The following is a 23968-nucleotide window of genomic DNA, read 5'->3' as shown; positions in this document are numbered from 1 at the left end:
CCCACCCCACGGGATACTGCCGCCGGCGGAATGGCCGGCCGGCATCCCTTCCGGCCCGAGGCCCGAGTCATGCTTGAAAAACCTGCCGCCTTCCGAAACCCCGTCATGCCGGTCTGCGCGCCGCTGATCGACGGGTTCTGCCGCTCGATCCGCTATCTGCGGGTCTCGGTCACCGACCGCTGCGATTTCCGCTGCACCTATTGCATGGCCGAGCGCGTGCAGTTCCTGCCCCGCAAGGAGCTGCTGAGCCTGGAAGAGCTGGACCGGCTCTGCTCCGCCTTTGTCGGGATGGGGGTGAGCAAGCTGCGCATCACCGGCGGCGAGCCGCTGGTGCGCCGCGACATCATGGATTTCTTCCGCGCCATGTCGCGGCATCTGCACGGCGGCGCGCTGCGCGAACTGACCCTGACCACCAACGGCAGCCAGCTGTCCCGCCACGCCGAGGCGCTGGCGTCCTGCGGCGTGCGCCGGGTGAACGTCTCGCTCGACACGCTGGACCCGGGGCGCTTTGCGGCGCTGACCCGCCGCGGGCAGCTTGCCCCCGTGCTCGACGGTATCGCCGCCGCGCGCGCGGCCGGGCTGCGGGTCAAGATCAACACCGTGGCGCTGAAGGGATTCACCGAGGACGAGCTGTTCCCGCTGGTCGACTGGTGCGCCGCCGAGGGCCACGACCTGACCTTCATCGAGCTGATGCCGATGGGCGAGGAGGGCGCCGAGAAACGGATCGCGCAATATCTGCCGCTGTCCGAATTGCGCGCGCGGCTCGAACGGCGCTTCACCCTGCAGCCGCTGGCCGAGACCACCGGCGGCCCGGCCCGCTATGTGCGGCTGGCGGAAACCGGGCAGAAGATCGGCTTCATCACGCCGCTGAGCCATAATTTCTGCGAAAGCTGCAACCGCGTGCGGCTGACCTGCACCGGCGAGCTTTACACCTGCCTGGGCCAGGAGGGATCAACGGACCTGCGCCCGGTCCTGCGCAGCCAGCCGGGCGACGCCGCCCTGGAACAGGCCATCCGCACCGCCATCGCCCGAAAACCCCGCGGCCACGACTTCGACTACTCCCGCGGCGTCCCCCGGGGGGTGGTCTCGCGCGGGATGAACCATACCGGGGGCTGAGCCGGGCGGGGCGGGCCGGTGGTGGGCAAGGATGAGGGGCGGTGTAGGTGAACGACCGCTGCGCCGCCGGCACCGGCAAGTTCTTCGAGGTGCTGGCCCGCGCCATGGAGATCGAGCTCGAGGACATGGGCGCGCTGGCGTTGCAGGCGCAACAATCGCTGAAGATCTCCAGCATGTGCGCGACCTTCGCCGAAACCGAGGTGATCTCGCTGCTGGCCGAGGGCCGGTCCAAGGCCGACATCCTGGGCGGGGTCCATGCCGCGGTCGCTACCCGCACGGTGGGGCTGGTGGGACGGGTCAGGCGCAAGGGCCCGATCGTGATGACCGGGGGCGTGGCGCGCAACCAGGCGGCGGTGCATTACATCGAGAAGGCCCTGGGCGAGGCGCTGATCCTGCCCGAGGCCCCGCAGATCGCCGGGGCGCTGGGGGCGGCGCTGATCGGGCTGGACGATTACCGCCGCGAGCACCGCGACGCCTTGGCCGACGACGACGCGCTCGAGGCGCAGATGGCGCTGGACAAGGCCTGCGTGCCGGGCTGCCGCGGCGTGCCGGAACTGGCGCCCCCACCCCCGGCCGCGCCGCGCAGCAACGCCGCGGCGCTGTGGAAGCGCATCCAGTCGCATCTGTGACCATGCAGGACTTTCCCGCCCTGCGCCTGATCCTCAAGCTCGGCCGCTGGTGGGCGCTGTGCTGCGGCCTGATCGCCGCCGCCGCCACCGCGCTGCTGCTTTACCCGCTGCTCGGCGCCCTCGCGATGCTGCCGGCGCTGTCTGCGCTGGGGTTCGGCTATTACCTGGGGAAGAGCTACGTCGAGCTGGTTACCATCATTGTCACAACGGTGAATTGACGGGGGCGGATTGCTAAAGAAGGGCGCAAGCACCGCGCGCCCTTGCATTTTCATTCGGAGGCAATGGAAAATGTACCGCTGAGTCGTGGTCTTTCCTCGGGCGTGATCCGGCGTGATCAGCATCTTCGGAATGCGCATCCGGGAATGGCGGCGGGCATTCCCACTCCATATGCGACCGCAATTCCCGTCAGGCCAGCGGCGCTGGAGAGATTCGCCCGTCTCGCCTGATTCTTATGGCCGCATCCCCGATCTCTTCGAATGCTTTCGCGGTCTCGTGGAACCCGCAGGCCCGGGTGGCGCGGGCCATCTGGTCGGCGCGCAATGCGAAATCGTCGGTGGTGATGAATTGGGCGGGCACATCCGCCGGATGGGCGGAGTCGTGCTTCACGTTGGCGATCTTTACTGCTGTGTTACCGGAAAATCGTAAACGCACATGGAGCAAGCGGCTGGCGCGTCTGTGATGCAAGATGCTGCCACTCGTCCCGGTTTTAACGGATGATTATTTCCGCGCTTTACCCGACCAACGCCTTGTTGTTCTGCGTATGACGGGCGGCCAGATTGCGGCCCATGCGGCCGGGGACCAGCTGGCGGGCCGGGACGGGTTCATGGTCTTGGTCCTTCAGTTCCGGGAAGATCGCGAAGATCTCTGCCAGCGCCGAGGCGCCCAGCGATCGTTTCGGGCACCTCCTCAAAGTGTATCGTCGTCATCACCGCCATACATAGTGTCGTTGCCGGTGTCGTATTCAAATTCGATCAGGTTGTCGTTGCCGCCTTGGCCGTAACAAAGGTCATTGCAGTTGCCGCCATGAATTCAGTCGCCCTTGGCTTTGGGGTTCGATCCCGAGGACAGGACCTGGGTGCCATTCCCCCCGCTCATCGTGTCGTCGCCACCGTGGCCAAAGTAACGATAATTCGTATTGTCATTGACTCAGAGGTCGTTGCCGTTGGTTCCGTTTATATCTGCCATTTTGCTAACCCCCTTTGGAAATCACCCAAGCCGAATTTTCGTTGAGTTGCAGCTGTCGCCCTGGGCGGATAGTCGAAATCTGGAAAATCCGAGATTCCACGCTGCGCTTATTCCAGCCGCAATTCCCCATTTGCTCCGGCCGGATGACGCCACAGCCTCAAGCCTCCGGGCCAGCAGCAGGCAGGGCTTGGTGGGCATGCTCTTCGCCACTGCCAGTGCCTGCCCGCGACCCCCATTGCCGAGGGCGGATGACAACATTACGGAAGGATACAACTCCGGCGGTCAGCGCCACTGCGCAGACACCACCACAGGAGTAGGCGAGAAGTGTCCGTGCCAAGGATAGGCCCGAAAGCAATGCCAGAAAAGCGCCGATCACCCCGCCCACGAGCCCCGCGGCGAGGTAGGGAATGATTGCTGGCGAGATCCCCTTCACGCCCCTCGGATCGAGGGGCGGAAAAAAAGGGTTTTATCCCATGGTTGCTCACGGCATTTACCTCAGAAACTGTACTATACTTGCTAATATTTCATGGGGTTACTCACCCAAGGCCTATCCCTGTAGAAAAGGCTTGGGAAATGTCTCGCCAAGAATGGGGGCGTTGTGTCGCCCCTGCGCGGGGCGTGGATCGAAACACCACTGCCGCTGCCCACTGACTGGCACGCCCCCCTTGCGGAACCATCAGTCCCTCGCTTCCATCGGCAACTTTCCGCCGATCGCCATCCCCGCCTCTCCGCTTCTTCCTGCCGCGGGGATGGCAGGCGGGTGGTTCTGGGGTAGTCTTCGGGCAAAACAAGACGGCACGAGGGAGCATTTCCGATGGGTGCAGTGACCGCAGGGGCGGTGCGGCTGGCCGGGGTGGCCGCGGTGATCTGCGCGGGGCTCGCGGTGGCGGTGCCGGTGCAGGCCGAGGGGTTGCGGCTGGGGGGCGGCTCCAAGTCGCGCACGGCGCAGTTCCAGCGCCAGACGCAGCTGATGGATTCGCGGCTTGCCGCGCAGTACCAGCGGTCCGAGCGGCTGAAGCCGCAGTCGGGGCGGCAGGTCATCAGCCTTGACGGGCGCGCCTCGACCTCGGGGCAGGCGATTCCGCGCTATGCCGGCAACCAGCGCAGCCAGTATCTGCCCCATGCCCGCGCCGCGGCCCGCAAGCACGGCGTGCCCGAGGATCTGTTCCTGCGGCTCGTGCAGCAGGAATCGGGCTGGAACGTGGGGGCGCGCTCGCACAAGGGGGCGACGGGGCTGGCGCAGCTGATGCCGGCGACGGCGGCCAAGCTGGGGGTGAACCCGCACGACCCGGTGCAGAACCTGGAAGGCGGGGCGCGCTACCTGCGGATGATGTACAACACCTTCGGCGACTGGCGGCTGGCGCTGGCGGCCTATAACGCCGGGCCGGGGGCGGTCACCAAATACCGCGGCGTGCCGCCCTATCGCGAGACCACGAATTACGTCCGGGTGATTCTCGGCGGCTGAGGCGGGTTCTGAGGGGAAACCGCCGGACTGGCGGTTTTCCATCCCCGAATCCCTGTCGCAGCCTCCCTCGCTCAGGCCGCTTCAACAGGCCATCCGGCAGGAAACAGTCTCATGGGCGGCTTTCCGTCCCCCGAGTCCCAGCCGCAATTCCCTCGCTCAAAATCGCTCCAACGGACCACCCGGCGAAATAGCAGCCTCGCCGGCGGTTTTTTGAGCCGCCTCCTGTCTCGGGCGCTCGGCCCCCGAGGATATTTTTCCACCAACGACCCGCGCCCAGGCCGCAGCGCCCCGAAGCCCCGTCTTCCGTGCAAAAATATCCTCGGGGTGGCCCGGAACGGGCCGGGGGCAAGGCCCCCAACCCGAAGTCCTCTCTTACTCGCGCGCCAGCAGCTCGGCCACCGCAGGGGCGAAATAGGTCAGGACCCCGTCACAGCCGGCGCGGCGGAAGCAGAGCAGGCTTTCCAGCATCACCTCGCGCCCCAGCCAGCCATTGCGGATCGCGCCCTCGAGCATCGCGTATTCGCCGCTGACCTGATAGGCGTAGGTCGGCGCGGCAAAGCGGTCCTTCACCTCGCGGCAGATGTCCAGATACGGCATCCCCGGCTTGACCATCACCATGTCGGCGCCCTCGGCCAGGTCGCGGGCGACGCAGCGCAGCGCCTCTTCGCGGTTGGCGGGGTTGATCTGATAGGTCTTCTTGTCGCCGACCAGCCGCCCCGAGGCGCCGACCGCATCGCGGAACGGCCCATAGAAGCCGCTCGCGTATTTCGCCGCATAGGACAAGATCGCCACGTCCTTGTGGCCCGCGCCCTCAAGCGCCGTGCGTAGCGCCGCGATGCGCCCGTCCATCATGTCCGAGGGGCCGAGGATATCCGCCCCCGCCTCGGCCTGGGCCAGCGCCATGCGCACCAGCGCCGCGACCGTTTCGTCGTTCACGATGATGCCGTTGCGGACGAAACCATCGTGGCCGTTGATGTTATAGGGGTCCAGCGCGATGTCGGTCATCACCGCCAGCTCGGGCGCCACCTGCTTGATGGCGCGGATGGCGCAGTTGCCGATGTTCTCGGGGTCCCAGGCGCGCTCGCAGCCCTCGGTCTTCAGGTGGGGGTCCGAATGCGGAAAGATGCAGACCGCCGGGATCCCCAGTTCCATCGCCCGTTCGGCCGCGCGCTTGGCGCCGTCGAGCGTCAGCCGCTCGACCCCGGGCATCGAGGCGATCTCGCCCTCGCCCCCCGCCACCTCGGTGACGAAGATCGGCCAGATCAGGTTTTCCACCGACAGCCGGTGTTCGGCGGTCAGGGCGCGCAGGGCGGGGGTGCGGCGCAGGCGGCGCAGGCGGGCAGAGGGGAATGCGGGGACGATGGGCGTGGACGGCATGGGGCGGGCTCCTGCTTTTGGCGATGCTTGCCACGGCGCGGGCAGGGGTTGCAACCGCGGCGGCTTGCCGCCGTCGCCACGCCGGTTAGGATGAACGCCGGTCTGGCAATCGGGGGGCGGCGTATGGACGGGGCGAAGGGGCTGATCGCGGTTCTGGACACGCGGTCCTTCGCCTCGATGTGGTACTGGCTGCTGCTCGCCCTGGCGTGGAGCAGGGCCAGCCGCGGCGCGCTGGGTATCCCGCCCGAGCTGGTGCGCGCCAACCGCCGCAAACCCGCCGGGGACGAGCCGCCCGAGGCGCTGCGCCTGCTCGACTGGGTGTCGCTGGTGGCGCCGCGCTGGCACGTCGCGCCGGGCGAGGGCGCGGTGCTGGTCGGGGCAGGGGCCTTCCTGCTGACGCTGCTGGCCGGGCTGGGCTTCGGCTATGGGCTGGAAACGGCGCAGGCGCTGTTCCTGCTGGTGGCGCCGCTCATGTGGCTGGCGGTGCTGCGGGTGCGGCTGGCGCGGCGGCTGCTGGGGCCGCTGGCGCAGGCGCAATCCGGGCGGCTGCCGGTGGCCGAGGCGGCGTTCCGCATCGCCACGCTGGTCGCGGCGCATATGCGCGTCACCCTGGCGCTGTCGGCGGCGGCGGTGCTGGTGGCGGCGATGTGGGGGACGCGCTGGCATCTGCTGCATCCCAACGGGCTGTAAGGGGTTGCTTCGCCGCTTGACTCTCGGCCGCCGCGGTTTACGTCAGCGCGCATGGCCGAAACCCTGATCCTGTCCGGCGCGCCCGAGGGCCTCGACGCTGCGCTGATCGCGCGCGAGGCCGACCGCGGCGCGGCCGCGAACCGCCCCGTGATCCATGTCGCCCGCGACGACCGCCGCATGGCCGCGATGCGCGCGGCGCTGGCGTTCTTTGCCCCGCAGCTGCCGGTGTTCGAGCTGCCGGCCTGGGACACCACCCCCTATGACCGGGTGTCGCCCTCGGGCGAGATCATGGCGCAGCGGCTGCAGGTGCTGGCGGCGCTGGCCTCGGGCCGGCTCAAGGCGCCCTTCGTGCTGTTGACCACGGTGAACGCGGCGGTGCAGCGCCTGCCCGCGGCCGAGACGGTGCGCAACGCCTCTTTCATCGCCCGCAAGGGCGAGCGGCTGGACGAGCCGCAGCTGCGCGGTTTCCTGGCCCGCATGGGATTTTCGCAGTCGCCGACCGTGACCGAGCCGGGCGATTACGCCATCCGCGGCGGCATCATCGACATCTATCCGCCGGGGCCGGGCGGACCGGTGCGGCTGGACCTGTTCGGTGACGTGCTGGACGGGATCCGCCGTTTCGACCCCGACAGCCAGCGCAGCCTGGGGGCGCTGGACAGCGTGGAAATCGCCCCCATGTCCGAGGTGATCCTGGACGAGGCCTCGATCACCCGTTTCCGCCAGAACTACCGCGCCGAATACGGCGGCGGTGCCCATGATCCGCTGTACGAGGCCGTCAGCGCCGGGCAGAAGCTGGCCGGGATGGAACACTGGCTGCCGTGGTTCCACGACCGGCTGGACAGCATCTTCGCCTATCTGCCCGGGGCCTCGGTGGTGCTGGACGACCACGCCGAACAGCACCGCGCCGCCCGCTGGGACACCATCACCGAACAGCACGACGCGCGGCGCGAGGCGCTGGCCAAGCGCGGCGCCGACAACGTCTATCGCCCGGTCGCGCCCGCCGCGATGTTCGCGGATGCGGATGAGTGGGCGCGCTGGCTCGACTCGCACCGGGTGATCCGGCTGTCGGTGCTGGCGCAGCCCCCCGGTCCCGGGGTGCTGGACGCGGGCGGCCGGGTGGGCCGCAATTTCGCGCCCGAGCGGCAGGCAGAGAAAACCGACCTGTTCGGCGCACTCGCCACCCATATCCGAGAGTTGCAAAAGACCCGCCGCGTGGTGGTCGCCAGCTTTTCCGAGGGCGCGCGCGAACGGCTGAGCGGGCTTTTGTCCGACGAAGGTCTGGCGGGCACGCCCATCGACGACATCCGCGGCCTGCCCGACCGAAAGGGCGCGCTGGGGCTGGCGGTGTGGCCGCTGGAAGAGGGCTTCGTCTCGGACGGGCAGGCCGCCGGGCAGCTTGCGGTGATTTCCGAACAGGACGTGCTGGGCGACCGGCTGATCCGCGGTGCGAAAAAGCGGCGGCGGGCGGAAAACTTCCTGAAGGACACCACCTCGCTGACCCCGGGCGATCTGGTGGTGCATGTCGAACACGGCATCGGCCGCTACACCGGCCTGGAAACCATCACCGCGCTGGGGGTGCCGCATGACTGCGTGGCACTGGAATACGCGGGCGGCGACCGGCTGCTGCTGCCGGTGGAAAACATCGAGCTGCTGACCCGCTACGGGCACGAGGAAGGGCTGCTCGACAAGCTGGGCGGCGGCGCCTGGCAGGCCCGCAAGGCGCGGCTGAAAGAGCGGATCCGCCAGATCGCCGACCGCCTGATGCGAGTGGCGGCCGAACGGCTGCTGCGCCCGGCGCCGGTGCTGGAGCCGGAACACCACGAATGGGAAAGCTTCTCGGCCCGCTTCCCCTATACGGAAACCGACGACCAGATGGCCGCCATCGACGACGTTTCGGCCGACCTGTCGGCGGGGCGGCCGATGGACCGGCTGGTGGTCGGCGACGTCGGCTTCGGCAAGACCGAGGTGGCGATGCGCGCCGCCTTCATCGCGGCCAGCCAGGGGATGCAGGTGGCGGTGGTGGCGCCGACGACGCTGCTGGCCCGCCAGCATTTCCGCAGCTTTGCCGAGCGTTTCCGCGGCACCGCGATTTCCGTGCGGCCGCTGTCGCGCTTTGTTTCCGCCAAGGACGCGGCGGCGACGCGGGCGGGGCTGGCGGATGGCTCGGTCGATATCGTGGTCGGCACCCATGCGGTGCTGGCCAAGCAGGTGCGGTTCAGGAACCTCGGCCTGCTGGTCATCGACGAGGAACAGCATTTCGGCGTCGCCCACAAAGAGCGGCTGAAACAGCTGCGTTCCGACATTCACGTGCTGACCCTGACCGCCACCCCGATCCCGCGCACGCTGCAACTGTCGCTGACCGGGGTGCGGGATCTGTCGATCATCGGCACGCCGCCGGTGGACCGGCTGGCGATCCGCACCTATGTGTCCGAGTTCGACAGCGTCACCATCCGCGAGGCCCTGCTGCGCGAGAAATACCGCGGCGGGCAGAGCTTCTTCGTGGTGCCGCGCCTCGCGGACCTGCCCGAGGTCGAGGACTGGCTGCGCGAGCATGTCCCCGAGGTCTCGACCATCGTGGCGCATGGACAGCTGGCGGCGGGCGATCTCGACCAGCGGATGAACGCCTTCTACGACGGCAGCCACGACGTGCTGCTGGCGACTTCCATCGTGGAATCGGGGCTGGATATTCCATCGGCCAACACCATGGTGGTGTGGCGCGCCGACATGTTCGGGCTGGCGCAGCTTTACCAGATCCGGGGCAGGGTGGGGCGGTCCAAGACTCGCGCCTATTGCTATCTGACCACCAAGCCGCGGGTACCGCTGACCCCGCAGGCGATCAGGCGGCTGAAGTTCCTGGGCTCGATCGACAGCCTTGGCGCGGGGTTCAACCTGGCCTCGCAGGATCTGGACCTGCGCGGGGCCGGAAACCTGCTGGGCGAGGAACAATCCGGTCATATCAAAGAGGTAGGCTTCGAACTTTACCAGCAGATGCTCGAGGAAACCATCGCCCGGCTGAAATCGGGCGAGCTCGAGGGCACGCCCGAGGACGAATGGGCGCCGGTGCTGACCCTCGGCGTGCCGGTGACCATCCCGGAAAGCTACATCCCCGATCTCGACGTGCGGCTGGAGCTGTATCGCCGCCTGTCGCAGCTGACCACCAAGGTCGAACTGGAAGGCTTCGCCGCCGAGCTGATCGACCGTTTCGGGCCGCTGCCGCGCGAGGTGAACACGCTGCTGCTGGTCATCCGCATCAAGGCGATGGCCAAGCGCGCGAATATCTCGTCGCTGGTGGCCGGGCCCAAGGGGGTGACGATCCAGTTCCACCAGGACAAGTTCCCAAATCCGGCCGGGCTGGTCGAGTTCCTGACCGAGCAGAAGGGCGCGGCGCGGATCACCGACAACAAGCTGGTGGTCAGCCGCCCCTGGCCCTCCGAGGCCGACCGCATCAAGGGCGCCTTCGCCGTTGCCAAGGAGCTGGCGGCGAAGATCAAGGCCGGCGCCGCTGCGGCGCGCCAGAACGGCGCGCAGGCTGCGCCCGGCGACGCCAAGGCCGTGGGGTCGGCAAAGGCAAGATCCGCGGCGGTAAAGACAACCCCGCCGGCAGGCCAGAGCCCCGCGCCCCGAGCGACGGCCGGCAAGCTGCGAAAACCGGCCCGGAAGTTCTAGCTTCGGCGACGTTTCCTGTGGCCGGGAGGAGAGCGGCGAAACCAGCTTTGCAGATGCGGCAATGCAGATGGCGTGGTCCGCGGCCGTCAGCGCATTGCCCCGCAACCAGCCCTGCAGACCGCGTGATCCCTGGCCGCCCACGCATTGTCCGGCATTTCCGCTCTGGAGATATCTGCCCCGCAGACCGCGCGATCAGCACCCGTCCAGGCTTTGCCCCTTCGGCACCCGAGAGAGGAACACCAGCGCGCCGCCGCAACCTGATGAGCGGGCATGTGGCCAATCTTTGTATGCGGTCACTCTGCACTGATCCCGAACACGGCGTTTCGGCACCGAGGTAACCGCCCATACGGCAGCACCGAGCAACTGGCCTATACGGCAGTACCGGGGCAATCCTATGACAACACCTGAGCAACTGGCCCATGCAGCACTGGCGCAGCCGCCTGCACGAGGGCATCCTTACCTGAAGCCGGACCCTCAGCCCCCGGCATATACTGCCCTTCGGGCGACGTTAGGCGCCCTCGTCCAGTCTGACCGCGGCCAATCGGACCGCGCCCGCTCTCAATTCAGAACCGGCTTCCCGACATAGGTCTTCTGCCCGACGCGCACCGCGATCTGGCCGTTGCCGAGATCGCGCTCGAACATGCCCTGCACCGAGACGCAGCTTCCGACGATGATCGTTCGAATCATGGCCAAGTCCTTCCCTCATCCCTGCTTCGATTCTCCTCGAAAATGGCATGGAAGGATTAGGATTAAGTTAACAGAAGTCAGATTTTCCGCGCGCACCCGCCGGATTTGTGGTGAAGTTGCAACGGCGTTACAGCCAATCGCGCAGGATCGGGATCAGCGGCAGGTCGGCGGGCGGCATCGGATAGCGCGCCAGATCGCCCGCCCGCACCCAGGCCAGCTCTTGCCCCTCTCGCGGCTGCGGCACGCCCTGCCAGCGGCGGCAGGCGAACAGCGGCATCAGCAGGTGGAAATCCTCGTAAGCGTGGCTGGCGAAGGTCAGCGGCGCCAGACAGGATCCCCAGGTCTGGATGCCCAGCTCTTCGTCCAGCTCGCGGATCAGCGCCGCCTCGGGGGTCTCGCCGGCATCGACCTTGCCGCCGGGAAACTCCCACAGCCCCGCCATCGGCTTGCCGGGGGGACGCCGGGCCAGCAGCACCCGCCCCTCGGGGTCGATCAGGGCCACCGCCGCCACCAGAACCAGCCGCACCATCGTTCTTCCTTGCCTGAATATCCCGCGGGGGAGCCCGAAGGGCGGGGGGCGCGAAGCCCCCCTTTACGACCGGTAATCGGCGTTGATGTCGATATAGCGGTGGGTCAGGTCGCAGGTCCACACCGTGCGGGCCCCGCGTCCCAGCCCCAGATCGACGCCGATCACCAGATGGTCGCGCTTCATATAGGCGCTGGCGGCGGCCTCGTCGTAGCCGGGCGCACGCCAGCCGTTCTCGGCCAGCACCATGTCGCCGAAACGGATCGACAGGCGGTCGCGGTCGGCCTGCGCCCCCGACTTGCCGACCGCCATGACCACCCGGCCCCAGTTGGCGTCCTCGCCGGCGATGGCGGTCTTGACCAGCGGGCTGTTGGCGATGGCCATGGCGACCTTGTGGGCGTCGGCGGCGCTGGCGGCACCCGTCACCTGCACCTCGACGAATTTCGTCGCGCCCTCGCCGTCGCGGACCACCTGCTGCGCCAGGTCGCGCATCACCCCGGCCAGCGCTTGGGTAAAGGCGCGCGCGGTCTTGCTGCGCAGGTCGGTGATCGGCGCGGCCTGCGCCTGCCCCGTCGCCGCCAGAATCAGCGCGTCCGAGGTCGAGGTGTCGCTGTCCACGGTGATGGCGTTGAAGGTCTCGTCCATCTGCGCCGACAGGATCCGCTGCAACAGCTTCGGCTCGATCTTCGCGTCGGTGAAGATATAGACCAGCATCGTCGCCATGTCGGGCGCGATCATCCCCGAGCCCTTGGCGATGCCGGCAATGCGGATGCTGCCGCCCTCGGCCGCGATCTCGGCGCCTGCGCCCTTGGGGAAGGTGTCGGTGGTCATGATCGCGCGCGCGGCCGAGGCGATGCCGCCCTCGTCCAGCGCGCCGGCCAGATCGTCCAGGATGGCGGTGATGCGCTCATGCGGCAGCGGCTCGCCGATCACCCCGGTCGAGGAGGAAAACACCCGCCGCGCCGGCACCCCCAGCGCGCGGGCCACCGCCCCGGTCACCGCATCGACCGAGCGCTGCCCGGCCGCGCCGGTAAAGGCGTTGGCGTTGCCCGAGTTCACCACGATCGCCGCGCCCTGGTCGCTGCCCGGGTTGCCCGCCAGCTTGTCTTGGCAGTCGAGCACGCAGGCCGCCCGCGTCGAGGACCGGGTAAAGGCCCCCGCGATCGCCGTCCCCGGCGCCAGCCGCACCAGCATCACGTCGGTGCGATCCTTGTACTTGATCCCGGCGGCGCCGGCGGCGAACTCGACGCCCGCGATCACCGGCAGCTCGGGGAACTCGGCCGGGGCGAGGGGCGAGACCAGCGGCCCCGCCTTGGCAGCGGGCGCGGCCGCCGGGGCGGCGGCGGCGGTTTCGGCGCGCTCGGCGGCCTTGCGGGCCTTGCGCGCGGCCTTTTCGGCCTTGCGCAGCAGCTTTTCGGCGGCTTTCCGGGGATCCTTGGCCATGATCAGTTGTCCAGCAGTTCGGTGCGGTTCAGCAGTTCGGGCGCCAGCCCCTCAGTCTTTTCGATGCTGGCGGCCGACACCAGCCGCTCGATCTCGGCATCGACGCGGTTGCGGCGGACCTGGGTGGCCAGCTGCTCGCGGATCTGCTCGAACTCGGGCGGGGTCTGCTCGCGGGTCTCGTTCAGGCGGATCACGTGCCAGCCGAACTGCGACTGCACGGGGGCCGAGACCTGCCCGGGCTCCAGCGCCTCGACCGCCTTGGCGAAGGGCTCGACCATCATCTCGGCGGTGAACCAGCCCAGATCGCCGCCGTTCGCGGCGCTGTTGTCGGTGGATTTCTCGGCCGCGAGGGCGGCAAAATCGGCACCGCCGGAAAGCTCTTCGGCGACGGCCTTGGCCTCGTCCTCGGTGGCGACCAGGATATGGGCGGCGCTGTATTCGGTTTTCGGCGAATCGCCGCTGCCGAAGGCGGCGTCATAGACGGCGCGCAGCTCTTCCTCGGTCGGCTCGGACTTGGCCACCCGCTCGAGCGTCGCGGCCGACAGATAGCCGCGCCGGTCCAGTTCCAGCATGGCGCGGTCGCGCGGGGTCAGCGACTGTGCGGTGACCTGCGCCACCGCGGTCTGCCGGATCATCTGGTCCAGCATCAGGTCCCACAGTGCCACGTCGGGCAGATCGCCGGCGCCGCCCTGCAGCCCCTCTTTCATCGCGATCATCTGGCCCAGGGTGATCGCCTCGCCGTTGACCACGGCGACCACGCTGTCGGCGCGGGGGGCGCCGGTGACTTCGGCCACGGCGGGGGGGGCCACGGCGGGGGGAACGGCGGCGGGGGTTTCCGCCGTCTGCGCCAGCGCGGGCGCGCCCATCAGCAGGGCGGCGGCGGCAACGATGGCCGGAGTGGTTTTCAGCATGGAGCTTGTGTCCCCTTTGCGATGATTGCCCGGCGGCCCATCCCGGCCGGGGTGGCGTTGACAGCGGGGCGGGCGAGGCCTACATCCGGCGCAACCGAAAATGCGCGCCCGCCGCCGATTTTCCGGCCTCGTGATAGGGCAAGGCCGTCGGTCGGGGCAAGTGGGCGTCACGCCCGCCGCGCCCAACCTGACAGGACACCATGCTCGGCATCGGAAATCTGGCCAAGTCGATCTTCGGCACCCCCAACGACCGCAAGGTGAAATCCGTCCGCCCGCTGGTGGCCCGCATCAACGCGCTGGAACCGCAGTTCCAGGCGATGTCGGACGAGGATCTGGTCGCCAAGACCCGGGAATTGCAGGCCCGTGCGCAGGGAAGCGAAGGTCAGGCCGGCGAAAGCCTGGACGCGCTGCTGCCCGAAGCCTTTGCCAACTGCCGCGAGGGTGCGCGCCGCGCCCTGGGCCTGCGCGCCTTCGACACGCAGCTGATGGGCGGCATCTTCCTGCATCAGGGTAACATTGCCGAGATGAAGACCGGCGAGGGCAAGACCCTGGTCGCGACCTTCCCCGCCTATCTGAACGCGCTGGCCGGCAAGGGCGTGCATGTGGTCACCGTCAACGACTATCTGGCCAAGCGCGACGCCGAATGGATGGGCAAGGTGTTTGCCGCACTGGGGATGCGCACCGGCGTGGTCTATCCCTTCCAGGGCGATCAGGAAAAGCGCGACGCCTATCGCGCAGATGTGACCTATGCCACCAACAACGAGCTGGGCTTCGATTATCTGCGCGACAACATGAAGGGCAGTATCGAGGAAATGACCCAGCGCGGGCATTTCTTCGCCATCGTGGACGAGGTCGATTCGATCCTGATCGACGAGGCGCGGACGCCGCTGATCATCTCGGGGCCGTCGCAGGACCGCAGCGAGCTCTATCGCACGCTCGACGCCTTCATCCCCGAGCTGACCGAGGACCACTACAAGGTCGACGAAAAGACCCGCAACGCCACCTTTACCGAGGACGGCAACGAGTTCCTGGAAAAGCGCCTGCAACAGGCCGGGATCCTGCCGCAGGGGCAGACGCTCTACGACCCCGAATCGACCACCATCGTCCATCACGCCAACCAGGCGCTGCGCGCCCACAAGCTGTTCCGCCGCGACCAGAACTATGTGGTCAAGGACGGCGAGGTGGTGCTGATCGACGAGTTCACCGGCCGCATGATGCAGGGCCGCCGCCTGTCGGACGGGCTGCACCAGGCGATCGAGGCGAAAGAGGGCGTCGATATCCAGCCGGAAAACGTGACGCTGGCCTCGGTCACCTTCCAGAACTATTTCCGGCTTTACCAAAAGCTTTCCGGCATGACCGGCACCGCCGCCACCGAGGCCGAGGAGTTCGCCGAGATCTACAAGCTGGGCGTGGTCGAGGTCCCCACCAACCGCCCGATCCAGCGCGTCGATGAACACGACCGCGTCTATCGCACCGCGACCGAGAAATATGCTGCGGTGATCGAGGCGATCAAGGAAGCCCATTCCCGCAACCAGCCGCTGCTGGTCGGCACCACCTCGATCGAGAAATCCGAGATGCTGTCGGACATGCTGAGGGCCGAGGGTATCCCCCATAACGTGCTGAACGCGCGCCAGCACGAGCAGGAAGCCTATATCGTCGCCGAGGCCGGCAAGCCCGGCGCCGTCACCATCGCCACCAACATGGCCGGCCGCGGTACCGACATCCAGCTGGGCGGCAACGTCGAGATGAAGGTGATGCAGGCGCTGGCCGCCAACCCGGAGGCCAACCCCGACGAGCTGCGCGCCCGCATCGAGGCCGAGCACGCCGCCGACAAGCAGGCGGTGCTGGACGCCGGCGGGCTCTTCGTATTGGCGACCGAGCGCCACGAAAGCCGCCGCATCGACAACCAGCTGCGCGGCCGTTCCGGCCGGCAGGGCGACCCCGGCCGCTCGCTGTTCTTCCTGTCGCTCGAGGACGACCTGATGCGGATCTTCGGGTCCGAGCGGCTGGACAAGGTGCTGTCCACCCTGGGCATGAAAGAGGGCGAAGCCATCGTCCACCCTTGGGTCAACAAGTCGCTGGAACGCGCCCAGGCCAAGGTCGAGGGTCGCAACTTCGACATCCGCAAGCAGCTGCTCAAGTTCGACGACGTGATGAACGACCAGCGCAAGGTGATCTTTTCCCAGCGCCGCGAGATCATGGAGGCCGAGGACGTTGGCGACATCGCCGCCGACATGCGGCTGCAGGTGATCGAGGATCTGATCGACACCTATCTGCCGGAAAAATCCTATGCCGAGCAATGGGATACCGAGGGGCTGCGCAAGGCGGTGGTCGAGCAGCTGAACATGGAGCTGCCGATCGCCGACTGGGCCGCCGAGGACGGCGTTGACCGCGACACGATGCTGGAGCGGATCCGCACCGCGACCGACGCCTATATGGCGCAAAAGACCGAGCAGTTCGGCCCCGAGCAGATGGCCCAGATCGAAAAGCAGGTGCTGCTGCAACAGATCGACGGCAAGTGGCGCGAGCATCTGGTGACGCTGGAGCACCTGCGCTCCGTCGTCGGCTTCCGCGGCTATGCGCAGCGCGACCCGCTGGCGGAATACAAGACCGAGGCCTTCCAGCTGTTCGAGAACCTGCTGGACGGGCTGCGCGGCGACGTGACCCAGAACCTCGCCCGCATCCGCCCGCTGACCGACGCCGAGCGCGAAGAGATGATGCGCCAGTATCAGGCGCAGCTGCAGGCGCAACAGGCCGCCGCCCAGCCCAGCCACGAAGAGGCCGCCGCCGCCGACATCGCCGGCCGCATCCCCGGCTTCGACGAAACCGACCCCACCACCTGGGGCAACCCCTCGCGCAACGACCCCTGCCCCTGCGGTTCGGGCCGGAGGTTCAAGAACTGCCACGGGGCGCTGGTGTAGGGGTTTTCGGCGGGGACGGGGAGACCGGGCGGTTTTCCGGAGGTGTCGTGACGGACGGACTGCATCTGCTGCCGGCCGACGCTCCGGCGGGTCTGAGGGCAGCGGACGGCCGGGATCGCCGGTTGCATCTTTGATATGCCCGGCCCGCCACTGGGAAACTCCCAGTGCAACAATCCATATCCCTGGGGCTCCGGTCGGAGGTTTAGGAACTGCCGCGGCGCGGGGGTGGAGCTTGTGAACCCATAAACAGGATTCTGGTGGGATTGCGGATGCGTTTCCCTTTCGTTTGGCGCACCGTAACCCGTCCGGCTTGACCGCCCTGCCGCGAGCTGAGAGAGGCCGATAGTGTCCACTATCGATAGTGGACACTATTGTGATGGCATGGCGCGTCGGACGAAGCGGCTCTGGACGGATGAGGAGAAGCGGTCGATCTGCTTCCAGACGGCTGCGCCCGGGGTTTCGGTGGCCAAGTGGCGCGGCGCTAGGCTGTGAATGCGAACCTGATCTTCAAGTGGGTGCGCGATCCCGCTTTGCGCCGGACCCCGCCTCGGCTCTGCCCTCGTCAGAGGAGGCGCGCTTTCTGCCCGTAGAGATTGTCGCAGAGACCAGGTCTGCCCCGGCGGCACCTGCCGCGGAGAACCACATCGAATCGAGCTGGCTGGCGGTCACCGAATGCGGATCAGGGGCAGCTACGATCCTGAGGCGCTGGCGCGGCTGATCCGAGGACTGTGGGCTTGATCCCGGTCCCGGCCAACACGCGGGTCTGGCTGGCGGCGGGTGTCACCGACATGCGCAAGGGCTTTGCGGCGCTCGCGGCACAGGCCGAGGGCGTGCTGAAGCAGGACCCGTTCGCCGGACATCTGTTCGTGTTCCGGGGGCGCCGTGGCGATCTGGTGAAGGTGATCTGGTGGGATGGTCAAGGCCTGCATGTTCATGAAGCGCCTGGAGCGAGGTCGGTTCGTCTGGCCCTCGGTGAGGGAGGGGAAGGTGGCGTGGTCGCCAGCGCAGTTGTCGATGCTGCTCGAAGGGATCGACTGGCGGGCGCCGGAACGGACGTGGCGGCCTCTGGCGGCGGGATAGTCCGCCAGTTCCCGCAATCATCGATTCCCACAAGAAATACAGTGGAATAAATTGTTCGCCGGCTCACCCAGACCCTGACCCTGCCAGAGGACCCCGAGGAGTTGCGCCGCTTCACTGCGCGGCTTCTGGCCGAGGTGAAGGCCCAGGCGGTCCTGATCGAGAAGCTCCGGCATCAGTTGGCCGGGCACCGCGCATATCGGTTTGGTGTGTCATCCGAGACGGCCGAGCAGTTACAACTGGCCCTCGAGGCCAGCGAGATCGCGGCAGCCGCGATGACGGCGCGAGCCTGCGCCCGTTGCTGTTCGTCTCGTCAGCCGTCCGGCCGCTGCGGCCGCCAGCAATGCGGCCGAGCCCGGGCGGGTCTGGCGGTAGACCCCGATCCGGGCCAGCCCTGCCGCGGCGCTGGCGCCGCGGGCGTCGAGGCTGCGGGCGAACCGTTCCAGCAGGGCCGCGTTTTCCGGCGTCAGCAGCGATTTTACCCCCGCCAGCGCCCGGATGTTGCGGCGCAGCCAGTCGCCGAAATCTCCTGAACCCAGCCGGGCCAGCCGCGCCAGCATCGCCGGCAGGGTGTCGTTGCGCCCCACCGCATTGCCGCCGTGCTGGCGGTAAAGCACGGTCTGCGCCGGGTCGCGGATCACCAGCCCGCCGGCGCCGGCGATCAGCAGATAGCTCCACCAGTCATGCGCGACCACGCCGGCTGCGGCTGCGTGGTCGCGCCCCTGCCGCAGCAGCGCCGCGCCGGCCGGGTCGATCAGCATCGTGTTGCCCGGCGTGCAGGATTGCACCAGGGCGTTGCGGAAGCCGGGCGGTCGCGCATAGAGCGGCGCCGCTCGGATCGGGCGCAGATCCACGTTGCAGATCGTGGTCCGGGCGACATGGAGAATGGCGGGGGGCTGCGGGCATCCATGCGGGGCGACTGGAGCGCGAGCCTGTGCCGCTCCGGCCTGTGCGTTGGGCCAGGACGGGGGTGGCTGCGTCTGACGGGGGTAAGTGCCCGGACAGGCCACCCCCGGAGGCGGATTGCCGGACCCTATGCCGTCAGCCCCTCCGCCTTGCGCAAAGAGCCGGGCGGTTGATTGCGCGCCATCGGGGTCGGGGTGGGAGTGGGAGGCGCACATAGGCCGGTCACCCGACCACGGACCGCCATCCCGGGCCCCGTTCGGCTGAATCATGTTGGCCGATGCAGCTGTCACCCCCGCCACCTCCGGTTGTGCGAGATGCGACGCCCCAGGCACAGATGCGCTGCCGCCGCCCCGTGCGGCCGAGAGTGCGGCGAGGCCGCGGGCCAGCCGGTCGGGCAGCCACAGATCGTCCTGGTCGCACCAGGCGACGGCTTCTCCGGGCGCCACCGCATCCAGCAGCGACAGGAAGTTGCGGGTGGCGCCCTGGCGGGGACCGTCGCGGAGCTCGATGTCGCGGTCGGGATGGGCGGCGGCAAAGCGGCGCAGGATCTCGCGCGTCGCGTCGGTGGAGCCGTCGTCCGAGACCACCAGCCGCCAGTCCCGGCAGCTTTGCGCCAGGATGCTGTCCAGCTGCGCGGCCAGGAACCGCTCGCCCTGATAGGTGGCCAGCAGGATGACGACCGGGGGCGGCCGGCCGGTGGCTTGCCTAGGTAGGGCGGTCATCGCTCTTGCCGGGCGATGTCGCCGATCAGGATCTCGCCGATCCGGGGCACGATGGCCCGAGCGGTCGCGGTCAACTCGGCGCGCAGCTTTCGCAGATGCGCCTCGGTGGTGAAATTGCCGTCGAACCCGCCGGTGTTGGCGTGGATCAGCAGCTGGCGCAGCAGCGCGTCGCGCAGCTTGATCTCATGGGCATAGACCTCCTCGCTGGCGGTTTCGGGCATCTCGACCGACAGCGACAGGATCATCGTGCTGTCCAGATGGCCGCCGTGCAGCACCGGCACGAAGAATTGCTGCGGGAACTTGAACCAGGCCGTGGCCGCCGCCGCGTCGGCCTCGCCGGGCTCTGCCGGCGGGGGCGGGGCGGCCGCGGGTGGCGAGGGTGTGGCGTTGACGGCCGCAATCGGCTCGACCCCCGGCAGCTCGTCCGCCGGCAGGGCAGCCTGCGGGTCGGGCGCGGCGACGCCGGCTGCGGTCGTGCCGCGCAGCAAGTCGCCGCCCACCGCCCCCGCCACCAGGGCCAGAACGCTCAGCAGCACCGGCAGGAGCTTTCTCAGCATGGCAACCCCTTAATACGGCAGGATGATATCGGCGAGCTGCTGGCCGTAGCGCGGCTGCTGCACGTCGCTGATCTGGCCGCGGCCGCCATAGCTGATGCGGGCGCCGGCGATGCGGTCATATGCGATCTCGTTGTCGCGGCTGACATCCGAGGGGCGCACGAAGCCCGAGACGGTCAGCTCGCGCAGCTCGTAGTTCACCCGCACCTCCTGCGAGCCCTGCACGTGCAGCACCCCGTTCGGCAGCGTGTCGATCACCGTGGCCGCCACCCGCAGCGTCAGCTTGTCGCGCCGCGAGATGCTGCCCGAGCCCTTGAAGGTCGAGCCGCCCTTGGCCGAGGCGAGGCTGGCGGCGCTGGCGCCCTCGGGCAGGATCTCGTCAAGCTTCTGCGGAAGCCCCATCAGCTGCGGGACCCCGACGCTTTCCGAGGCGCTGCGCGAGCGGCCCGAGCTGTTCTGGATCTCGGCCTTGTCGTCGATCTCGATCACCACGGTCAGGATGTCGCCGCGGGTGCGGGCGCGCCGGTCGCCGACCAGCGACATCGGCTGGCCCGACCACAGCGACGCCGCCCTGCCGGGCGCGGCCGGGCCCATGGGCATCGGGTGGACCGGTTGCGACATCGCCTCGAACTCGGTGCCGGCGTGGGGGGCGCTCATGGTCGGGGTGCGGCCGACCTCGGCCACCCGGCCGCAGGCGGCCAGCGTCAGCGCCAGTGACAGCGCGGTGACTGCGGTTCTGGTGTTCATGCGCGAATCCTTCAGCGCTGGGCGACGGACAGGGTGCCGTCGGGGTTGATGCGGGCGCTGAGCGTCGCCCGCGAGGCAAGGTTCATCACGCGGATCACGTCGCCGGCGCTGCCGGCGCCCAGGGCGCGGCCCTCGGTCTCGATCCGCAGCGCGGCGTTGTCATAGGCGAGCGTCACGATCTGGTTGCGGCTGACCAGCGTCGGCGTGGTCAGATGCGCGGCGGTGATCGGGCGGCCCTGATAGACCGCGCTGCGCAGTTGCTGGCCGATGGCCTGCTTGGCGCTGAGGCCGCTGCCGCCCGCGGCCGGGGCGATGATGTCGGCGGCGGTCAGCACCGTGCCGGCGGGCAGGACGCGGGCCGCGACCAGCCCGTCGGCAAGCGCCGCACCGGGCAGAAGCGCCAGCAGGAACAGCATCCGCATCACCGCACCTGCACCGTTGCGCCCAGCATCTGGTCGGCGGCGGTGATCACCTTGGAGTTGAGCTCATAGCCGCGCTGGGCCTTGATCAGCTCGGTGATCTCGCGCACCGGATCGACGGTGCTTTCTTCCATGTAATGCTGGCGCAGCGTGCCCAGCCCCTGCTCGCCCGGGTTGCCGACCAGCGGCGCCCCAGAGGCGGTGGTTTCCAGAAACAGGTTCGAGCCGATCGCCTCGAGCCCCTTTTCGTTGACGAAGCCGGCCAAGGTGATCTGGCCGAGGTTCTGCGGCTCGATCTGGTCGTCGAAATAGGCGAAGACCTCGCCGGCGGCACTGATCGAGAGGCTGCGGGTTTCCTGGGGGATGGTGATGCCGGGCGCCAGCGGATAGCCGTCCGAGGTCTCGATCTGCCCGTCGGCCGAGCGTTTCAGCCCGCCGTCGCGGGTATAGGCCGAGACCCCCGAGGGCAGCGTCACCTCGAGATAGCCGTGGCCCTCGATGGCGACGTCGAGATCGCCGCCGGTATGGGTGGGCGTGCCCTGCGCCAGCGTCACCGTCACTGCGGTCGGCCGCACCCCCAGCCCCATCTGCACCCCGGCGGGCACCATGGTGCCGTCGGCGGCGGCGATGGTGCCGGGGCGGGTGACCTGCTGATAGGCGAGGTCGGCGAACTCGGCGCGGCGGGCGGTGTAGCCGGTGGTGGACATGTTGGCGAGGTTCTGGGAAATCACCTCGACCCTGGTCTGCTGGGCCGCCATCCCGGTGGCGGCGATCTGCAATGCTCTCATCGGGAAGCCTTTCAGCGGGTGGTTGCGGAGATGACGGAACGGATGCGCTGGTCCTCGCCGTCGAGGAAGGACTGGCCGAGTTCGTAGGCGCGCTGGACCTCGATCATGCGGGCGATTTCCAGCACCGGGTTGACGTTGGATTCCTCGAGGAAACCCTGGCGGACCAGCGGCTCCTCGACCGGCTCGGGGGCGGTGGCGGCAAACAGCGTGCCGCCTTGGTGGCGCAGCCCGGCGCGGTCGGGCTGGTCGAAGACCCCGATGCGGGCGATCGGCAGCCCGTCGGCGGAAATCGTGCCGTCGGGGCCGACGCCCACGCTGCGCACCCCCGGCGGCAGCGCGATCGGCGCCTGCCCGTCGTCAAGGACGCGGTGGCCGTCGGGGTTGACCAACTCGCCCTCGTCCGAGGTCATGAAGGCGCCGGCGCGGGTCAGGCGGTTGCCCTGTGGGGTCTCGACCATGAAGAACCCCTCGCGCTCGAGCGCCAGGTCGAAGCGGCCGCCGGTCTGGGACAGCGAGGCCGGGGTCAGGTCGACCTCGCGGCCGCGGGCATTGGCCATCGACAGGGTCTCGCGCCCCGGGCCGATGGCGGTCAGATGCTCGGAAAACACCACCCCTTCGCGGCGGAAACCGGTGGTGGCGCTGTTGGCCATGTTGTTGGCCACGGCGCGCATTTCGTTCATCAGCCCGGACTGGCGAGTCAGCGCCGCATAGATCGCGTTGTCCATGGCCTAGCCCCCCGCAACCAGCGGCAGGATGCTGTCCGAGAAAAAGCCGGCCAGCGTCGAGGTCATGAAGCTCATGGTCACCCAGAACACCACCAGCATCAGCCCGACCTTGGGGACGAAGGTCAGGGTCATTTCCTGCACCGAGGTCAGCGCCTGGAACAGGCCGATGGCGACCCCGGTGATAAGCGCCACCGCCAGCAGCGGCGCCGCCATCCGCACCGCGATCCACAGCGCCTGACGGGTCACGTCGAAGATCAGGTTCTCGTCCATCAGACCGGCATCCTCAGGATTTCCTGATAGGCCTCGACCACGCGGTCGCGGACGGCGACGGCGGTTTCCAGCGCGATCTGCGCCTCGGCGATGGACTGGACCAGCGCGTGGGTGTCGGCCTGGCCCTGCATGGCGCCGACGGCGGCGCTGTCGGCGCGCTCCATCACCGCAGCAAAGTCGCGGGCGGCGGCGGTCAGCCCCTGTCCCTGGGGTGTGGTGCCGGGGGCGGGGGCGGCGGCGGCGCGGGCCTCGGCATAGGCCGAGGCGACGCGGCTGCCCGATTGCAGGGCGGATTGGGTCAGCGAGATCATGGCATCCCTTTCAGCGGCGGATCAGGTCCAGCAGCGCGGCGGACATCTGCCGCGACTGCTCGAACATCTTCAGATTGGCCTCGTAGCTGCGGCTGGCCTCGCGCGCGTCGGCGACCTCGATCACCAGGTCGACATTCGAGCCGAGGTAATAGCCGTCCGCGCCCGCCATCGGGTGGCCGGGGGCATAGACCTGCGGCAGCTCGGCGCGGTCGTGGCGGGTGCGGCTGGCGCGCACCGTGCCGGTGTCGCGGCCGAAATCGCGGTCAGGCTCAAAGCTGACCAGCTTGCGGCGATAGCCCGGCGTGTCGGCATTGGCGATGTTTTCCGAGATATGGCGCAGCCTGACCCCCTGGGCGCGCAGCCCCGAGGCGGAAATGGCGGTGGCGGAGACGTCGGACATGGCTACCCCCTGCGTCCCAGGGCGGTGCGCAGCAGCGACAGCCCCGACTGCATCACCGACAGCGACAGGTCGAACTGGCGCTTGGCGTCGGCGGCGCGCAGCATCTCGCCCTCGATCGAGACCGAGTTGCCGTTGGGCGACAGCTCGCCCCCCGCATCCCGCACCCCGGCAGTGCTGCCCCAGCCGGCGGCCGCGACATGGCCTGGCCGGGTGGCTTTCAGCCGCATGGGCGCGCGGTCGGGGTCGAAATCCTGCAGGTCACGGGCGCGATAGCCCGGCGTATCGGCATTGGCGACGTTGGTCGCGATCACCCGCTGGCGATTCGCGGCATGGGCGCCCAGCTCTCGCGCCATCCGCATGGTGTCGATCCGTTCTAGCAAAACAGGGTCCTCCTCGGGCCGCGATAAACCCGGTCTTAACCCCCAGAGGTTTA

25 protein-coding genes and 2 pseudogenes are annotated in these 23968 nt (G+C 68.6%); 9 read left to right on the top strand and 18 right to left on the bottom strand.

From position 1 onward, the window contains the following. The first annotated feature begins 69 nt into the window (after positions 1-69). Genes moaA through RSP45_RS03310 form a run of 3 tightly spaced genes read left to right on the top strand, consistent with a single transcriptional unit; the run spans position 70 to position 1963 of the window. Positions 70-1116 (top strand): GTP 3',8-cyclase MoaA, encoded by a 1047-nt coding sequence (gene moaA / locus RSP45_RS03320; protein ID WP_415393198.1) that lies wholly within the window; start codon positions 70-72, stop codon positions 1114-1116. Positions 1117-1163: 47 nt separating this feature from the next. Continuing rightward, complete coding sequence (locus tag RSP45_RS03315) at positions 1164-1745, top strand: acyl-CoA dehydratase activase (protein WP_415393197.1); 582 nt, start codon at positions 1164-1166, stop codon at positions 1743-1745. 2 nt (positions 1746-1747) lie between these two features. Continuing rightward, complete coding sequence (locus RSP45_RS03310) at positions 1748-1963, top strand: hypothetical protein (protein WP_415393196.1); 216 nt, start codon at positions 1748-1750, stop codon at positions 1961-1963. Between the two features lie 187 nt (positions 1964-2150). Here RSP45_RS03310 and RSP45_RS03305 read toward each other — a convergent pair whose 3' ends face one another. The 3 genes from RSP45_RS03305 to RSP45_RS03295 all read right to left on the bottom strand — a co-directional run bounded on the left by RSP45_RS03305 (position 2151) and on the right by RSP45_RS03295 (position 2774). Beyond that, positions 2151-2405, bottom strand: a complete 255-nt coding sequence (locus RSP45_RS03305; RefSeq protein ID WP_415393195.1) for a hypothetical protein — start codon at positions 2403-2405, stop codon at positions 2151-2153. 70 nt (positions 2406-2475) lie between these two features. Continuing rightward, positions 2476-2655: a hypothetical protein gene (locus RSP45_RS03300; RefSeq protein WP_415393194.1), complete on the bottom strand. Its 180-nt coding sequence runs from the start codon at positions 2653-2655 to the stop codon at positions 2476-2478. Beyond that, on the bottom strand, positions 2652-2774 hold the full coding sequence (locus tag RSP45_RS03295) for a hypothetical protein (protein WP_415393985.1): 123 nt from the start codon (positions 2772-2774) through the stop codon (positions 2652-2654). Before RSP45_RS03295 ends, RSP45_RS03300 begins: the two co-directional genes overlap by 4 nt. A 970-nt stretch (positions 2775-3744) precedes the next feature. Here RSP45_RS03295 and RSP45_RS03290 point away from each other — a divergent pair. Continuing rightward, positions 3745-4395, top strand: a complete 651-nt coding sequence (locus RSP45_RS03290) for a lytic transglycosylase domain-containing protein (RefSeq protein ID WP_415393193.1) — start codon at positions 3745-3747, stop codon at positions 4393-4395. A gap of 372 nt (positions 4396-4767) precedes the next feature. On the opposite strand, the gene hemB is transcribed toward RSP45_RS03290, so the two are convergent. Continuing rightward, the gene (gene hemB, locus RSP45_RS03285; protein ID WP_415393192.1) at positions 4768-5772 is read right to left on the bottom strand and encodes a porphobilinogen synthase; all 1005 of its coding nucleotides are present in this window, start codon (positions 5770-5772) and stop codon (positions 4768-4770) included. Positions 5773-5895: 123 nt separating this feature from the next. Here hemB and RSP45_RS03280 point away from each other — a divergent pair, with 123 nt between their 5' ends. Together RSP45_RS03280 and mfd are read left to right on the top strand one after the other, a co-directional pair. After that, the gene (locus tag RSP45_RS03280) at positions 5896-6462 is read left to right on the top strand and encodes a hypothetical protein (RefSeq protein ID WP_415393191.1); all 567 of its coding nucleotides are present in this window, start codon (positions 5896-5898) and stop codon (positions 6460-6462) included. Positions 6463-6513: 51 nt separating this feature from the next. After that, positions 6514-10128 (top strand): transcription-repair coupling factor, encoded by a 3615-nt coding sequence (gene mfd / locus RSP45_RS03275; RefSeq protein WP_415393190.1) that lies wholly within the window; start codon positions 6514-6516, stop codon positions 10126-10128. 558 nt (positions 10129-10686) lie between these two features. Here mfd and RSP45_RS03270 read toward each other — a convergent pair. The 4 genes from RSP45_RS03270 to RSP45_RS03255 form a co-directional block, all read right to left on the bottom strand. After that, a complete protein-coding gene (locus RSP45_RS03270; protein WP_303729508.1) occupies positions 10687-10815 on the bottom strand; it encodes a hypothetical protein in 129 nt (42 codons plus the stop codon). 127 nt (positions 10816-10942) lie between these two features. Continuing rightward, a complete protein-coding gene (locus tag RSP45_RS03265; protein WP_415393189.1) occupies positions 10943-11344 on the bottom strand; it encodes a (deoxy)nucleoside triphosphate pyrophosphohydrolase in 402 nt (133 codons plus the stop codon). A gap of 63 nt (positions 11345-11407) precedes the next feature. Continuing rightward, a complete protein-coding gene (argJ, locus tag RSP45_RS03260; protein ID WP_415393188.1) occupies positions 11408-12784 on the bottom strand; it encodes a bifunctional glutamate N-acetyltransferase/amino-acid acetyltransferase ArgJ in 1377 nt (458 codons plus the stop codon). Positions 12785-12786: 2 nt separating this feature from the next. Then, on the bottom strand, positions 12787-13695 hold the full coding sequence (locus RSP45_RS03255) for a peptidylprolyl isomerase (RefSeq protein ID WP_415393187.1): 909 nt from the start codon (positions 13693-13695) through the stop codon (positions 12787-12789). 200 nt (positions 13696-13895) lie between these two features. Between RSP45_RS03255 and secA the strand changes: the two genes are divergently transcribed. The 3 genes and pseudogenes from secA to RSP45_RS03240 all read left to right on the top strand — a co-directional run. After that, positions 13896-16616 (top strand): preprotein translocase subunit SecA, encoded by a 2721-nt coding sequence (secA, locus tag RSP45_RS03250; RefSeq protein WP_415393186.1) that lies wholly within the window; start codon positions 13896-13898, stop codon positions 16614-16616. Between the two features lie 734 nt (positions 16617-17350). Beyond that, positions 17351-17696: pseudogene (tnpB, locus tag RSP45_RS03245) on the top strand (IS66 family insertion sequence element accessory protein TnpB). 134 nt (positions 17697-17830) lie between these two features. Next, a pseudogene (locus RSP45_RS03240) lies at positions 17831-17947 on the top strand (hypothetical protein); the annotation flags it as partial. On the opposite strand, the gene RSP45_RS03235 reads toward RSP45_RS03240, so the two are convergent. Genes RSP45_RS03235 through RSP45_RS03190 form a run of 10 tightly spaced genes read right to left on the bottom strand, consistent with a single transcriptional unit; the run spans position 17927 to position 23915 of the window. After that, positions 17927-19321, bottom strand: coding sequence for a glycosyltransferase (locus RSP45_RS03235; protein ID WP_415393185.1), 1395 nt, complete (start codon positions 19319-19321; stop codon positions 17927-17929). The pseudogene RSP45_RS03240 and the gene RSP45_RS03235 sit on opposite strands and share 21 nt — an antisense overlap. Continuing rightward, on the bottom strand, positions 19318-19878 hold the full coding sequence (locus RSP45_RS03230) for a hypothetical protein (RefSeq protein ID WP_415393184.1): 561 nt from the start codon (positions 19876-19878) through the stop codon (positions 19318-19320). The genes RSP45_RS03235 and RSP45_RS03230 overlap by 4 nt, the downstream gene beginning before the upstream one ends. Before the next feature lie 9 nt (positions 19879-19887). Next, a complete protein-coding gene (gene flgH / locus RSP45_RS03225; protein ID WP_415393183.1) occupies positions 19888-20622 on the bottom strand; it encodes a flagellar basal body L-ring protein FlgH in 735 nt (244 codons plus the stop codon). A gap of 11 nt (positions 20623-20633) precedes the next feature. Further along, the gene (gene flgA / locus RSP45_RS03220; protein WP_415393182.1) at positions 20634-21044 is read right to left on the bottom strand and encodes a flagellar basal body P-ring formation chaperone FlgA; all 411 of its coding nucleotides are present in this window, start codon (positions 21042-21044) and stop codon (positions 20634-20636) included. Then, the gene (flgG, locus tag RSP45_RS03215; RefSeq protein WP_415393181.1) at positions 21044-21829 is read right to left on the bottom strand and encodes a flagellar basal-body rod protein FlgG; all 786 of its coding nucleotides are present in this window, start codon (positions 21827-21829) and stop codon (positions 21044-21046) included. Before flgG ends, flgA begins: the two co-directional genes overlap by 1 nt. A gap of 11 nt (positions 21830-21840) precedes the next feature. Continuing rightward, positions 21841-22554, bottom strand: a complete 714-nt coding sequence (locus RSP45_RS03210; protein ID WP_415393180.1) for a flagellar hook-basal body complex protein — start codon at positions 22552-22554, stop codon at positions 21841-21843. 3 nt (positions 22555-22557) lie between these two features. Further along, on the bottom strand, positions 22558-22824 hold the full coding sequence (locus RSP45_RS03205) for a flagellar biosynthetic protein FliQ (protein WP_073068450.1): 267 nt from the start codon (positions 22822-22824) through the stop codon (positions 22558-22560). Next, positions 22824-23135: a flagellar hook-basal body complex protein FliE gene (locus tag RSP45_RS03200; protein ID WP_415393179.1), complete on the bottom strand. Its 312-nt coding sequence runs from the start codon at positions 23133-23135 to the stop codon at positions 22824-22826. Before RSP45_RS03200 ends, RSP45_RS03205 begins: the two co-directional genes overlap by 1 nt. A 10-nt stretch (positions 23136-23145) precedes the next feature. Continuing rightward, positions 23146-23535 carry a flagellar basal body rod protein FlgC gene (gene flgC, locus RSP45_RS03195; protein ID WP_415393178.1) on the bottom strand — a complete coding sequence of 130 codons (390 nt, stop codon included), beginning with the start codon at positions 23533-23535 and terminating at the stop codon, positions 23146-23148. Between the two features lie 2 nt (positions 23536-23537). Next, positions 23538-23915, bottom strand: coding sequence for a FlgB family protein (locus RSP45_RS03190; protein ID WP_415393177.1), 378 nt, complete (start codon positions 23913-23915; stop codon positions 23538-23540). Positions 23916-23968 lie beyond the last annotated feature (53 nt).

The organism is Paracoccus sp. SJTW-4 (assembly GCF_047716885.1).
GTDB lineage: Bacteria > Pseudomonadota > Alphaproteobacteria > Rhodobacterales > Rhodobacteraceae > Paracoccus > Paracoccus solventivorans.
This window is presented reverse-complemented; position numbering and strand designations above follow the sequence as displayed.

Coding starts and splice junctions, on each gene's coding strand:
- moaA (WP_415393198.1), top strand. CDS start 70: ATGCTTGAAAAACCTGCCGCCTTCCGAAACCCCGTCATGCCGGTCTGC.
- RSP45_RS03310 (WP_415393196.1), top strand. CDS start 1,748: ATGCAGGACTTTCCCGCCCTGCGCCTGATCCTCAAGCTCGGCCGCTGG.
- RSP45_RS03290 (WP_415393193.1), top strand. CDS start 3,745: ATGGGTGCAGTGACCGCAGGGGCGGTGCGGCTGGCCGGGGTGGCCGCG.
- hemB (WP_415393192.1), bottom strand. CDS start 5,772: ATGCCGTCCACGCCCATCGTCCCCGCATTCCCCTCTGCCCGCCTGCGC.
- RSP45_RS03280 (WP_415393191.1), top strand. CDS start 5,896: ATGGACGGGGCGAAGGGGCTGATCGCGGTTCTGGACACGCGGTCCTTC.
- mfd (WP_415393190.1), top strand. CDS start 6,514: ATGGCCGAAACCCTGATCCTGTCCGGCGCGCCCGAGGGCCTCGACGCT.
- RSP45_RS03270 (WP_303729508.1), bottom strand. CDS start 10,815: ATGATTCGAACGATCATCGTCGGAAGCTGCGTCTCGGTGCAGGGCATG.
- RSP45_RS03265 (WP_415393189.1), bottom strand. CDS start 11,344: ATGGTGCGGCTGGTTCTGGTGGCGGCGGTGGCCCTGATCGACCCCGAG.
- argJ (WP_415393188.1), bottom strand. CDS start 12,784: ATGGCCAAGGATCCCCGGAAAGCCGCCGAAAAGCTGCTGCGCAAGGCC.
- RSP45_RS03255 (WP_415393187.1), bottom strand. CDS start 13,695: ATGCTGAAAACCACTCCGGCCATCGTTGCCGCCGCCGCCCTGCTGATG.
- secA (WP_415393186.1), top strand. CDS start 13,896: ATGCTCGGCATCGGAAATCTGGCCAAGTCGATCTTCGGCACCCCCAAC.
- RSP45_RS03235 (WP_415393185.1), bottom strand. CDS start 19,321: ATGACCGCCCTACCTAGGCAAGCCACCGGCCGGCCGCCCCCGGTCGTC.
- RSP45_RS03230 (WP_415393184.1), bottom strand. CDS start 19,878: ATGCTGAGAAAGCTCCTGCCGGTGCTGCTGAGCGTTCTGGCCCTGGTG.
- flgH (WP_415393183.1), bottom strand. CDS start 20,622: ATGAACACCAGAACCGCAGTCACCGCGCTGTCACTGGCGCTGACGCTG.
- flgA (WP_415393182.1), bottom strand. CDS start 21,044: ATGCGGATGCTGTTCCTGCTGGCGCTTCTGCCCGGTGCGGCGCTTGCC.
- flgG (WP_415393181.1), bottom strand. CDS start 21,829: ATGAGAGCATTGCAGATCGCCGCCACCGGGATGGCGGCCCAGCAGACC.
- RSP45_RS03210 (WP_415393180.1), bottom strand. CDS start 22,554: ATGGACAACGCGATCTATGCGGCGCTGACTCGCCAGTCCGGGCTGATG.
- RSP45_RS03205 (WP_073068450.1), bottom strand. CDS start 22,824: ATGGACGAGAACCTGATCTTCGACGTGACCCGTCAGGCGCTGTGGATC.
- RSP45_RS03200 (WP_415393179.1), bottom strand. CDS start 23,135: ATGATCTCGCTGACCCAATCCGCCCTGCAATCGGGCAGCCGCGTCGCC.
- flgC (WP_415393178.1), bottom strand. CDS start 23,535: ATGTCCGACGTCTCCGCCACCGCCATTTCCGCCTCGGGGCTGCGCGCC.